Here is a 12,696-nt window from a genome sequence, read left to right on the forward strand (position 1 = left end):
TCCACGCCGTTAGGTCACTCAACATGCGCCGTTAAGAGTGCTGTGCCAGTCGATGGCTAACCTGCCATCAGCAATATCTAGACAAATATCTCCATCGATATCTACTTGACGGTCGTGAGGTATCGGCCAAGTACCAATTGCAATTGGCGATCGCGCGTGACCGGACGGGAAAGCTCAAATGGACGACAATCCTGCTTACATCCTGATTGTCGAGGACGATCGGCAAATTGCGACCTTGCTGGAGACATCCCTCGGCCGAGCGGGGTTCCGGACAAAGGCCGTGCACGATGGCAGGGCCATGGACAGGGTTTTCGATACTGAGAACCCTGATTTGATGCTGCTCGACGTCATGTTGCCGGGAGAAGACGGCCTTTCCATTGCCCGGCGCATGTTTGCGCGACGTCGTTGCCCGATCATCATGCTGACAGCAATGAATGACGAAACCGATCGCGTTGTTGGATTGGAACTCGGTGCTGACGACTACATTGCCAAACCGTTCAGTTCACGGGAGCTCATTGCTCGTATCCGCGCCGTTTTGCGGCGTGCCGATCATGGCTCCACATCGGCACCACCGGAAGAAATGCGCTCTTATCGGTTTGCGGGATGGCAATTGACCACCGTAAGCCGGCAATTAACGAGCCCGAACGGCGAGAAGGTGGAGCTGACCAGCGCTGAATTCTATCTGCTGACAGTCTTCTGCGAACGATCTCGCGAGATCCTGTCCCGGCCGCAGTTGCTGCGGTTGACCCATAATCGCGGTGTAGCCTCGGACGATCGCAGCATCGACACTCTCGTCAGCAGAATTCGCCGCAAGATCGAACCAGACCCCGCGCAGCCACAGCTTCTTAGAACTGTGCGGCTGGGCGGATATCAGTTCACCCCCACTGTGGAGGTCGTTCCGAACGCTGATGGTCAGGACCACCTTTCGGCTTGAAGGGCAGCAGCAAAATCCACTCGACCGCAGTGGCTGAATAGAAACAGAATCTGGGCCTCCCTGTCGCTGAGTTCGCTATTTCCGATTTCTGGATGACGCAGAAGGCTCTTATCCGGGGTCGGCGAGTACGACAAAGTCGGCATTGAACGGATAATCTCGGGCAACCGTAGTGGTACCCTGGCGCCAACAACCGGCCGGTCTCCCGGGCTTGATCATCCGTAGGGTGGAGACGGTGGCGGGACGTGGCCAGTGTGCCGTCTCAACTAACGATAGTCTGCTTTTGGGGTCCCATTGCGGACACTGCCGGAGGCTTGAGGCACGCATGTCATAGCTGGTGGGCGTCAACGACCATAGAGCCTGCAGCAACCTGCCTTTGCCTGTACATGGCGGTTCCCGCCTTGTCGAAGATGACGGCCCGTTCAGGGGCGAAGGTCAGAGGCAGGCTCTGGCCGATGCGCAATTCGTGGTCGCCGTCGAGCACGGCGAGCCAGGAGGCGCCCGAGGGCAGGCGCAGGCTGACATTGGTTTCGTTGCCGAGGCGCTCGACCAGGCTCACCTCGCCTGCCAGATTGCCGGAAGATTGCTCGAGCAGGTCATGCGGGCGGATGCCCAGGGTGACGGTGTCGCCCACTTTGAGGCTGGCGGGATCGGCCGGGACCTGGGTTGGACCTCCCGCCAACCCCGCCTTGGGGCCGCCTCATCGGCGGCCCCTTTTTCGAAGCCGGAAAACAATGTGTCGGCTCTGATAAACCGTTGTGATCAGGCCATCCCAACCTGGCGCCGGCTCTATGGACCTCAACGATCATGACATCGGGTTGGTTGACGCCCTTTGGACGAGTTGCAGAAGCTGGAAGTTCGTTTCGAACCTGGGCCCCGCAGCTTATGCAAATAGCAAAATACGACCCTGAGGTGCTGGCGGTGCATGTACGCCAGCACCTCAGGCAGACTGTCATTACGACTTGGAGGTCAATGACGATCTACTGTGACCTGGCTATGTGCACGTTCCATGCAGGGAACGTGTAGATATGACGCATATGTTCAAAATGCTCGCCAGAAGGGCGAAGGGTGGCGGCTGTTTCGAACAAGTCGCCAATGCCTCTTCGCGACCCGATTCATCGTCCATATTTGCAACGTGCGAAGCGTGGCCAAAAGAAAAGGCCCGACAAGCGGGCCCTTCCCAATTCAAGATAGGATCGACGGTTAGTCGAAGGTCTTCTCGGCAGTGAACGACACCTTGTAGGCGCTTTCGGTCGTTGCTTCGCCTTTGAGGCTGGAGGTGAAACCGCCGCCGGGAGCCCACTTGAGGCCCAAGGCCCCGTAGCCAACGCCGTCCTGGTTCAACGAGCTGCGCTTGATGCTATTGCCAAAGTAGCCGCCGACTTCGCCGGTGATTTCGACGGTTTCTGTGACTGCGGCGACCAACTGAACCGCGACCTGGACAGTGTCATAAGCGGCGGTGGTGCCAAACGCGTTGCCATGGAACCAACGACTGCCCAGGTTGATCTTGACGCCGTCAGTGATGTTGGCGCCGACCGAGCCGGCAAGACCGTACCCTTCCTTGCCGTATGCATCGACAAATTCCGCCGAAGCGGCGACGGTGAAGAAGTCGAGGCCAGCTTCCGCCGAAATTAGGGCATGGAGTTTCGAGTCGTCGATCACTTCGTTCTGGAGATAACCAAGCGCGGCGCGGACCTTGAATTGCTCGAAGCTGCCCGTAGCACCAGCGTGAACGCCATAGAAGTCGGCCTTGCCATCAAGGACGCCACCGGCAAATCCGGTGAGGTGGGCGGTGACGGCTTCACCGGCATAGCTCACAACACCAATCACGGTGCCGGCGCTGTTAGCGCCGCTAAGCGGAGCGCCGCCGGGGCCGATACGGCCAATCGAGGTGCCCTCAAGGTTTTCCAGAGCGGCACTGACCGAGATGCCGTTGCCAAGATCTGAAACGATCTGGATAACGTGGCCGCCAAAGCCATCTTCGTCGCCCTCGAGCAGAACGCCGTTGTCAACTTCATTGTTTGCGGCGACTCTGCGGTCATTGCGATCACTGACCGCGGAACGCTAAGGGCAGCCGACCTGGAGCTTATCTACGGCAAATTCATGCCTTACCGTGAATGTCCGCTATTGAGCGCCGCCTTCCAAAAGTTGACAGTAGGCTGGCGGTCCGCATCCTCCAACCTCCTAGCCGGGCTTGTCAGAGCAATCTAATCGACGGCCATCGAGTCGATTATCCTTTGTGACCGCTGTCAGCCCTGTCGTATTGGCGTAATCCCTGCCGTTGCCCACCGCTGGGACCGAACGGCGCCTTCGGCGTTCTAGTGATGCACCACCATCGGGAGTGGGTGCCGGAGAGATGGTTAACTAGAGGCGCTAAGCGTTAACAGGATGCGTCGAATGCAATGGATGCTGTCTCGATGAGAAATTTCCATCAGCTGGAGTTCGATCGAGCTGGAGCCCCCGCCCACATGGGGTGGCCCGGCCGGAGGACCCGTGGGATTTCTTTGGGGCACTATGGATATCCGGCGCTAAACTACCACCAGCTGGCGTCTGTCGCCCGTCAGGCATTTAGGCCGCGAAGCCGAGTGTGCAGGATGTGCAGGGTGTTTCCAACTCGCTCAGCCCTTTATGACGACACCCCACATAGATACCTTTTCATTACGCGTAAGAAGTCGGAAACACCCTGCACACCTCACCCACAATGCGGTTATCCCAGTGGCAGGATCAAGCCAATCAGCCCAATAAGGCGACAAGCGCGGTCAATCATCGTCCTGTGGTAGGAGACGAAGCCCCTTCCAGTGCTTGACCTGCTTGCCGTTAACGCGCGGACGGAACTCGGTGATGCGGTGCTGGGCGGCCACCTCGAGGTCCCGGTGGAAGTAGTTGGACGCGGAATAGACCACTGGCAGATCGCGCATCAGCACGAACTGATCATATGCCCGCCAGACGTCATCCCTTGGGGTCTTGGCCTCCGGGTCCAGTTCGCAGCACTCCCGCAGGAAGGCATTCAGAGGAGACGCAAGGTCAGCCATCTTTTCCGCGACTAGCTTGCTTTCTGCTGTGGCCGTGAATCGCCCATGCTCGTGCAGTCGCCGCCAGCCCTCGATGGACCAGTTCAGGATACCGGGTAGCTCGTCTTGAAGGGTCTTGCCCAGTGCGGGATCTTCTTGGCCGACGAATGATCGCTGCGTGGTCAAGGTGATGAGCCGGGCGATCAACGCCCCACTGACATCTGGCAATGGCGGCATCATGTTCGAGGCGATGAAGATGCGGATATCCAGCTTCCCGGTCCATGCGCCACCAATGTTCTTGCGCTCCACATCCACATCGTCCTCGCCGACAATACGCAGGATATTGCCCACGATATCTTGCCGGTCGGACTTAGCGCCGATGCGCATGTCGGCTACTGTGGCAAGGGACTTCCCGAGAGTAGCCTCCAGGCCGAAGCGCAGCCCAAGATCCGCCAGCTTGGGGCTACAAACGCTGCGCTTCCCCACGAGACTGGTCAGCGTCTTGGTAATGACGCCCTTGCCACCTCGGGTCGGACCCAGAATCATGAAGAACTTCTGCATCGATGTATCGGGCGTCAGCAGATAGCCGAACACCTCCTGCAGCAGGTCAATCTGTTCCGGGTCATGTTCCCAAACCTCGTTGCAGAACCGAAGCCACCGTTCTGGTGGAGACGCATCGGCGTCATAATCGTATGGCAGGCCGTTGCGCGTGAAGAACTGAGGCGTCGTTGCAGCAATTCGCCGGAAGGCAGATGCAGCAGCCCATTGCGGCAGGCCAATATCTCATCAGAAGGGTATTTTTCGCGCCCATCGTCCAGCCAGCACGGCGGCGCATAGGTGCCACGCTCGACATGGCAAATCGCGTTCAGGGCATCGACCACATTGCTGACCGACTTTGATGTTGGCGGGAAATCCCCGACCTCATGGAGAAACTTGAACACCTCCCCCCGAACCTTGTCTGCCTCTACGACTTCCTAGTGCGATCCGCGATGCACCAGCCAGTCGTTCTCATAGCGGATGAGGGTCGGGTAGACCTCTTCCCGGAAGCGCTTTGCAGACGCCATCGGTATATCCGGATCGAGCTGGCCTGTGGGTTTGCTCATCTGTCGGGCAAAGGACTCCACCTCGCGTTTGAGAGCATGCACGTTGCGCCACCCATTCTGCCTCCAGAAATCGAACAGGTCCTCGTAGGCTGGCCTATCCTTCTGCCGGAGCGCGAGCAGCGCTACCTTCTTGTCATCGGCGAACAGACCATTGAGTTCGGTGACCGGAAGCGCCCTGAACTTCTGCACGGCTATTGTCGCGGGGTCAGTCATTCTCATCTCCTATGAAGCGGTTCAGCGCTTCATCAGCATCGAAGTCTCCAGCGGCGTTGAGACCCAGCGCGGCGATCATGCGCGCATAGCCAGCCTCGGCCACCGCCCTGAACAACGTGGCCTTGGTGATGGGGAGCCGATGTCGAAATTAGCCGCTGCGGTCACAGAAGCCCAGCGACGGCGATTCATCTGCATGTGGTGTTCCGTGGCATATTCGGGATCACCGGCGCACCACTCGATGAACTCCTCCACCCCCGCCCCGGCCGTGGCATCGTGGCAAGCCATCATCAACGCCAGCCAGTCCCTGGGACCAGTGCCCGCGTAATCGCAGGGGTTTAGCACCGACAGCAGCTCCGCCAAGGTCTCATTGCCAATTGAGGCGGCAGCTACAGAAGGAGGCTTGGCGATCATCTGCGTGCCCAGTGATGCGACGAGGTCGGCAGGTGCTTCGGCAATGGTGATGCTGAAATCGAACCAAGCATCGACCACATAAGGTTTGCCGGTGTCGGGATGGATGCTGCCCGGCGCGACCACTTGGCCGCTGCTCTTAAAATCAATGCCCGGATACGCGCCGACCTTGGTCGGCAAATGAATGCCCACCGGGGCACGCCAATAGATGTGGTGACCACCGTCACCACGGCCGGACCAGACCATAGGCGTCTCTGGCAACGTGAAATCCTGAGCCAGCTTTGCCAGCGAGGCTTCACCACCATTGCGTGGGTCCGCGTCCACCACCAGCAAACCGCTCTGCCGGATGTTCACGCCGATATTGCAACCACGCCGCACAGCCTCCTTGATGGCGCTGGGCGGGTAGCGTTTCGCAGGCCACCCCTTCTCAATCGGAGATTTGCTTCGGGGCTTCAGCGGGAGGAAACGGATGCCCTGCCCGGCCATTGTGCGAAGAACAGCGACGTCGGTCATCGCGTTAGCCGCTGCCTCGCCCACATTACATCTGTGACACGTGCTTCGTTTCGGCAGAAAGACATGCCATCATAAAAGTGGAACCAGCCACGAAGCTTAACCTCGACTATACGGCCATCATTAAGCACCAGTTCGAGAATGGATCCCACGCTGGCAGGGATTTTGCCGTCCCACCATTCTGGTGACAACGGCAGATCTATCGATGTCTCGTGGACATTCCAGAGCCTTACCCACGCGTTGTAGGAAGCCAAAAGCTGCGTCAGATCCACCCAATCGACGCGCGTCCAGCGCCTGCTGAGTCGAGCTGGTGTCGGCGCGAATGCTCCATCACATAGTTTGCTTTTTAAGTCCTGAATATCCTCGTACCGCGACCAGTACTTATTATTCAGGCCGGGGATTTCATCGGAGAGGGTCATGGTAAACACTCCTTGTGGTCGGCTAGGCCGACATAGCCTCGGTGGGCAGCCACCAGTTCCGGTCCCTCCCGGCGCGCCAATAGTGTCGTTCGGTCGCAGCGAAAGGACATAGTTAAGCTGTATTGTCGCAACAGCAAAACGCTTGGTCAATGAACGCAAAGCGAGTGGAATACTGACGGGAAGCGATTCATGTCGCCGCTTATCTTAAAAAAGACTACCTCCCCTACATGCCGATATTTAGAGGGGCTTCAACGGGGCTCTGTGTGGGGCCAAATCGATATTAGCCACGCAAAAATTTTTAGAATAAAAAGTGACGGGCGCACCCTTTTAGCGTGGAAACCCGTCGAAATTGCTCGTTTAGTCGCCGCACGAAGAAAGGCCGCCGTTGGTAACGCGATGGTGCCGGCGAACCCCCAAGGCACCTCATCCCTCTTGCGGCCTCTCTTGTTGTCGAACGTAGAGCCCTGTCGCCTGAGCGACGCGGAAGTGTCTAGTCACCCCCACCCCTGACGAAAAATGCGTCTCGTCGAAGTGCTTCGGCCGGACGTACCAGACCTGGTTCACCGGCAGGACTGCGGCGACGATCGCGGCCGCCGCGGCCTGAAGCTTGCTACCGGTCAAGCCGATCTCATAATCCAGCCCGCCGCGGACGAACCAGTCTTGATGCTGCCGGACGAGATGGCCCACAACCTCCGAGAGATTTTTGGCGTCGACAGGAAGAACGGTGCCGCGTGGAGTCTCCTCGAGAGCGATTCTGGCCGCGATGGTGCCGACCCTGGCTCGCGAGGTCTCCGCCTTGTCCGTCATGATCTCAAGCGCGTCGAATTCTCGCTCGCCGGCCAAGTGCAGCAGACGCTCATGGCGAGGAGAGGCAAAGGCCGATAGAGCCCGCAGCCTCGTACCATCGGATACGGCCGCGGATAGCGGCACGGACTCATAGGGGCCCGATTCACCCGTCAGGACGCCGCGCAACGCCGACAGCAGAAGGTGCTCGTCCTCGGACTCCGCCGCGTCGAGAACCTGCTGAAGTTCCTCCTCCAGCGGGTAATACTGGAGCGCACTGGTGTAGCTGAGGAGCAATGGACTGAACGTCGAGAGTCCCGCTCGAACCGCATGGAACAGAGCTGGCTTCGCCAAGCCGGTGAGGTCGACCAGTGTCGTGCCTCGAAGATCGAGCGCAGCCCCATCTTGGTTGATCTGCTCGTAAAGAACTTCTTTGACGGGGACGCCGCGTTCCTGAAGAAGGTCGAGGATGGCGCCGGCGTTGCCATCGACGGCGTAGCGAACCGCCACGACCCTGCTGGGCGCCACCAAGTCGAGGATCCGCCGCAGCGACTCAGGCGCCCGCTCCTCGAAGCCCAAGCCGAGCACGAGGTCTTCCACCTCGAGGCCTTCGAGATCTCTTTCGCCGAGTTCAGTGACCTCAGGAGGAGTGGTCGCGCTCTCCGGTAGAGGCGACAGCGGCGCGTCGGTCGGATCGCTCGGGGGGAAGAACTCAGTCAATGCGGTTTGCCGATTGCGGGCAGTCCCGAGCCCTCGCGATGGAGCATCGAGACCACCAATGTCCGATTCCTCCGCATCGTCCTCGATCGAGGACTTGGAGAGGTTTCGGAGCAAGATATCGCGCCCGAGGGCGGGCTGATTGAGCCAACGCTCGAGGTCGTCGCCCGAAAGCTCGAACCTGTCCCGATCGGAAAGCCCAATGAAATTCGCGAGGCCGTAGATCTTGCGGAAAGTCAGCTTGAATTGCTGCACAGGATCGGAGTCATGGGTCTTCGTCCGGGCGGTGCCACCGGTGAAGACGAACACGCCCGCATCGACCAGCTCCCTGAGGCGGGTCATCTGCGCCTGAACATCACCGGTCGTCACCCTGACGTAGAGGGACGTGTACTGGCGGATACGGCCGGTGGGCTTTCCTTTTCCCGACTCCACCAGCAAGTGATGAGACGCCTCTGCGAATTGCAAGGCCACCGACTTCAGATCGCTGTGGCGTCGATCCAAGTGATAGAGATGACGCGCGCAGAAATCTCGGAAGACCTCGTGCTGGCGTTCGGGCGATATGGGCAGTGACAACTGGATGCCCGCCAACATCTCCTGATAGATTTGAATGACAGTTCCGATGTCGCCCACGCATACGCCCGCAAGGGCCCGCACGCCGTGGTACAACCGCTTCCTTTCCCTGGACCGGTTCTGCGACTGAGTTTCGACGATGGTCCTCGCAATGGTTTCGAGATCCACGTCCCCCAGCACCTGTGCGCTGCTCTGTTTCGGGTGACCGGGGAAGAGTCTCGCGCGAGCATCGAGGATGTCGTTCAAGAAGGTCTTGGCGCTTCGATCCTTGAGTCTGTTCTGAACGTCCGCGCCCAAGTCGAAGGTCGCGAAGTCGCGCCCCGCTGCGGCAGGATGGACCTTGCCGGGCGACTTGAGGCTCAGGAAAATGGTCTGGGCCTCGGACGTCAGCTTGAAGGCGCAATCGGTGTGCTGGAAGAGGAGCGAGGACAGCAGATCCTCGATGCGTTCCGCGTCGAGGTATCGGGTCGACACGTCGTCGAGCAGGAACAACACCTGCGCATCCTGCCAGATCGGGGAGGCATGGCGAACGGCGTTCGACAGCAGCGGGAAAGCGATATTGGGGTTGGTCGCCAGCCGAATGCCCGAATTGTTGCGGCTCACTCGGATCAGCAGATCGCTCATCGCACGTTCGAGCTGCTCGACGGTGCTGGTGGCAGCGATCTCGGGCCTGGGTTCGAGCGTCTCGGCGACTGCGCGAACTAAGGAAGCGCCAGCATCGAAGGCCAGCAGGCCCGGCTCGATGTCCTCCAGATGCGCCATGGCTCGTGCGGCCTGAACCGCGTAGGCGACCAGAAGTCGGGCAAGAAGCTCCTCCATGGAAGGCCTGCTTGCCTTGGGATCCACAGGGATCAGCCGCTGCGCCGATACGAAAAGCCCGACGTAGCCATCCTCCTTTATTCGGGCCAGTGCCTCGGCGTCGGTTTCTTCGGGAAGCACTGTTGCGCGTGCATGGAATTGGATGGATTGGAGCAGCATGGTCTTGCCGCAACCCCGCATGCCCGTCATCACGAGCGGTCCCGGCGCACCCACGCGATGCAACCAGGTGCCGCCAGGGTCAACGAGCAGCTGCGGCACGTACCATGCGTCAAGCGTCTGCGCATTGTACGATGCCGCGAATGTCCTGAGCACGGCCTGGTTGCGCCAGGGCCTCCAGGGCTCCGCCGTGCGATGATACTGCTCGCGTATGATCTTAATCATATCGTCGGCTGCGGGCGTCCGTTGGTTTTCCGTCACCGACGCGATGCTCTGAGCAATGATCTGAAGCTGAAGCCCCACGCGTCTGTCGAGATCGGGCGCCGCATCGCCTCTGGCGAGCAAACGCTCGGCCAGATCGTTGATGTGCTGCCCGATCCAGTGCAGATCGCCTTTGTAGTCGCCACCGGAGCGCCGGTCCTCGGCAACCGAACCGAGGTCGATCGCAACTGCACGGATGGCCGGTTCTATGGCGTCCGCTCGGCGCCTGCCCATCGGTAGCTCTTGGATGATGATGTTCGCGGCATGCAGGTCGTTGTGATGGACCTGCTGACGCTCGAACTCTTCCCGCATGCGAAACAGATCGCAGGCGATCTGCGCCGCCTGGGAGGCGCTAAGGTTGCCGTCCGCCCGGAGATGCTTGGCCAACGTCTCCCCTTCGACGAACTGGAGCACGGCGACATGGCAGGGCAACTCCAGTCCGTCGAAATCGACGACGTCGTCGAAGATGTCCTCCGCCTCGACGACGTGATCGGCGCCAACAGCGACCGCAGCGTGCCTTTCCATTTCCTCAGCGAAGTTCTTCCCGAACTTCTCGTAGAGGGCGGCAGGGCTCACTTTCAGGACCCTGGGCGTCCGGTTGAGTCCCGAGCGCGGGCGCGCCACGTACGTCGCCGCATAGAAGCCGCGTCCGATCGACCGCACCACATCGAAATTGCCGATCCGCTGCGGCACCTGCTCCAGCGGGAAGCCGTAGGCCTGGCCGCAGGTGGGGCATGCATCGTCCAGTCGCTTCGGCGCCTGATCGTACTCGGGACAGGTGAAGCAGCAATACCGACCGACTTCAGACACGAACTACCTCCACAGGACCGCTCCCGCTCTTCTCCCATGGCTCCGCGCACAGCGCCATGGAGCTCGACAGGCCCGCGCTGAACGAATCCCATGTTTCTTCTTCGCATCGAACCGAAGCGATCGGCGCCCCGGCCTTCACCCAAGATCCACTCTCGGCGAGCAGGATAACTCCGGCAGTATCCAGGAACCGCCCATCCTCGTCGTTCCCGCGAGCCGACAGAATTGCGGACCGAATGCCGCCCAGGTCGTACCGAATCCAACCATCGGATTGCGCGTGCACCGATCTGGAATGGCTGGCGGCGACCGAAACGACCTTGTCCTCCAAACCGCCCATCGACCCGCCCTGAGCGACGACGTTCTCGACGAACGCTTGCCGCAATTGCGTTCTCGTTGCGACCGATCCCCCTGCGATCTTCTGGCTCCAGGCGAGGCAGTCCCGTTCATGGCGAGCGAGCCAGTCGCCGGCATCCGAACTGAGCAGAAGGGACATGGCGAGAAGCGCCTCGCCACGACCGATGTATGGCTGCTGAGGGAGGCTTCCCGGCGTGAGGAAGCAAACGGCGTCGATGGAGCAGGCCCGTGCGATGCGGCAGAACCTTTGCGCGTTGTCCCGAGCGCTGACGAGGTCGCTGCCGAAATTGCCGTGCGGCCCGACCCGCACCTCGAGACCGACTGCTTCGATGCCCATGGCGAGCTTCTTGGAGAGAAGACTGGCGATGGCGAGCGCCGGGTTCGCCTGCGCACCGCGTTCCTGACGACGGGCGAACATCCTCGCGTCGGCCGGGGCGTAACGTCCCCCTGCGACCAGGTGTACGTAGCCGCAATTCAATATGACCTTTCGGGCCTGGTCGTCGTCCATCGATACCGCGTACCCGGGAATTTGGGCCAAGACATCGACGCCACCAGCGGGTCGGCCCGGCACGCCCAGCTTGGGCACGCGCTTGCCCGCACTGACGAGCGCCAAGGGAGCGATCAGCGTGGACAAGGACCCCGGCCCTCCGGTGGAGGCCAAGTCGGCGGTATTCGCTGCTGCGCGGAACTGATCGCCGGACCTGGCCAATGCGAGCGCCAAGTCCGCAACCTCGGCGTCGCTCAGTCCGTCGACCAGCGCCGCGTCGATCCAGCGATCGAACTCCACCTGTTCCATCTCTCGTCCCTTTCCTGCCGAACCGCGTGGGCTGCCTACCTCGCCAGCAACTTCACCCCGACGACGATCTTCTCCAGGACATTCAGATGCAACGGCTGCACGAGGAAGTCATGACCATCGACGCCACCATTGAACTCTCCCACAACCTCATCATCGGCACCACCGCCATCGCTGGCTTCATGGGATAACCCAACGCCAAGTCTACGGCTGCGCGGAGCGTGACTTTCTGCCTGTAATTCGCATCGGCGGCTTATCTGCTCAGGTAAGTCGACCTTGCTCTCTTGGATCGCTGACCAAGAAAGCCGAGCTCGACCTGCCGGTCCGGTCTGCGACTAGCGCCAAGAATTGACCACCAAAAATATCGGCGGCTCAATGGCTCATTCTGCATTTGGCAGACCGAAATTTAGCAGAGCGTCGAGAGACAGTGGCGTTCGGATCTCGCATTCCCAGATGATGAGCACTCGCCATCCGAGCTCCCGCAACGCGAGCTCGGTCCGTCGATCCCGCGCGACGTTCGCCTCGAACTTTTGCTGCCAGAAATCCGCGCGAGTCTTTGGAGTGGACGTTCGAGGACAGCCCTCATGGCGGTGCCAAAAGCAGCCATGGACGAATATGGCGAGATGCAAACGGGGCAGAACTATGTCGGGACGACCGGGCAGATCTTTGCGATGCAAGCGAAATCGGTAACCCAGCCGACGCAATGCGCGCCTGACCAAGAGCTCGGGTTGCGTGTCCTTGCCTTTCACCGCCCGCATGTTCTTGGAACGCGCAGCCGTCACCCCCAAGTCTCGGCCAACCGGCATCTCGTTCTCCAGCATTCATGGCCCGTCTGAACCGG

Annotated in this window: 11 protein-coding genes; 2 read left to right on the forward strand and 9 right to left on the reverse strand. The window is 60.2% G+C overall.

The window, feature by feature from the left end; genetic code table 11:
- Positions 1–178: 178 nt before the first annotated feature.
- A complete protein-coding gene (locus tag QQL79_RS16925; RefSeq protein ID WP_284392735.1) occupies positions 179–934 on the forward strand; it encodes a response regulator in 756 nt (251 codons plus the stop codon).
- Positions 935–1,259: 325 nt separating this feature from the next.
- Here the strand turns inward: QQL79_RS16925 and QQL79_RS16930 are convergent, their stop codons facing one another.
- Positions 1,260–1,613 (reverse strand): TOBE domain-containing protein, encoded by a 354-nt coding sequence (locus QQL79_RS16930; protein WP_284392737.1) that lies wholly within the window; start codon positions 1,611–1,613, stop codon positions 1,260–1,262.
- A 521-nt stretch (positions 1,614–2,134) separates the two neighbouring features.
- Positions 2,135–2,749, reverse strand: coding sequence for a hypothetical protein (locus QQL79_RS16935; RefSeq protein ID WP_284392738.1), 615 nt, complete (start codon positions 2,747–2,749; stop codon positions 2,135–2,137).
- 144 nt (positions 2,750–2,893) lie between these two features.
- Between QQL79_RS16935 and QQL79_RS16940 the strand changes: the two genes are divergently transcribed.
- The gene (locus tag QQL79_RS16940; RefSeq protein WP_284392739.1) at positions 2,894–3,142 is read left to right on the forward strand and encodes a hypothetical protein; all 249 of its coding nucleotides are present in this window, start codon (positions 2,894–2,896) and stop codon (positions 3,140–3,142) included.
- A 548-nt stretch (positions 3,143–3,690) separates the two neighbouring features.
- Here QQL79_RS16940 and QQL79_RS16945 read toward each other — a convergent pair.
- The 7 genes from QQL79_RS16945 to QQL79_RS16975 form a co-directional block, all read right to left on the reverse strand.
- Positions 3,691–4,722 carry a DNA primase family protein gene (locus QQL79_RS16945; protein WP_348523187.1) on the reverse strand — a complete coding sequence of 344 codons (1,032 nt, stop codon included), beginning with the start codon at positions 4,720–4,722 and terminating at the stop codon, positions 3,691–3,693.
- Between the two features lie 194 nt (positions 4,723–4,916).
- On the reverse strand, positions 4,917–5,258 hold the full coding sequence (locus QQL79_RS16950) for a hypothetical protein (RefSeq protein WP_284392740.1): 342 nt from the start codon (positions 5,256–5,258) through the stop codon (positions 4,917–4,919).
- A gap of 75 nt (positions 5,259–5,333) precedes the next feature.
- Positions 5,334–6,179: a bifunctional DNA primase/polymerase gene (locus QQL79_RS16955; protein WP_284392741.1), complete on the reverse strand. Its 846-nt coding sequence runs from the start codon at positions 6,177–6,179 to the stop codon at positions 5,334–5,336.
- Complete coding sequence (locus QQL79_RS16960; RefSeq protein ID WP_284392742.1) at positions 6,176–6,595, reverse strand: hypothetical protein; 420 nt, start codon at positions 6,593–6,595, stop codon at positions 6,176–6,178. The genes QQL79_RS16955 and QQL79_RS16960 overlap by 4 nt, the downstream gene beginning before the upstream one ends.
- 423 nt (positions 6,596–7,018) lie before the next feature.
- Entirely contained in the window at positions 7,019–10,711 is a 3,693-nt protein-coding gene (locus QQL79_RS16965; protein ID WP_284392743.1) for an ORC-CDC6 family AAA ATPase, read from the reverse strand.
- A complete protein-coding gene (locus QQL79_RS16970; protein WP_284392744.1) occupies positions 10,704–11,858 on the reverse strand; it encodes a hypothetical protein in 1,155 nt (384 codons plus the stop codon). Before QQL79_RS16970 ends, QQL79_RS16965 begins: the two co-directional genes overlap by 8 nt.
- A gap of 377 nt (positions 11,859–12,235) precedes the next feature.
- Positions 12,236–12,676 (reverse strand): very short patch repair endonuclease, encoded by a 441-nt coding sequence (locus tag QQL79_RS16975; protein WP_348523183.1) that lies wholly within the window; start codon positions 12,674–12,676, stop codon positions 12,236–12,238.
- Positions 12,677–12,696: the final 20 nt, after the last annotated feature.

It is taken from the genome of Devosia yakushimensis, assembly GCF_030159855.1.
In the GTDB taxonomy this organism is placed as follows: domain Bacteria; phylum Pseudomonadota; class Alphaproteobacteria; order Rhizobiales; family Devosiaceae; genus Devosia; species Devosia yakushimensis.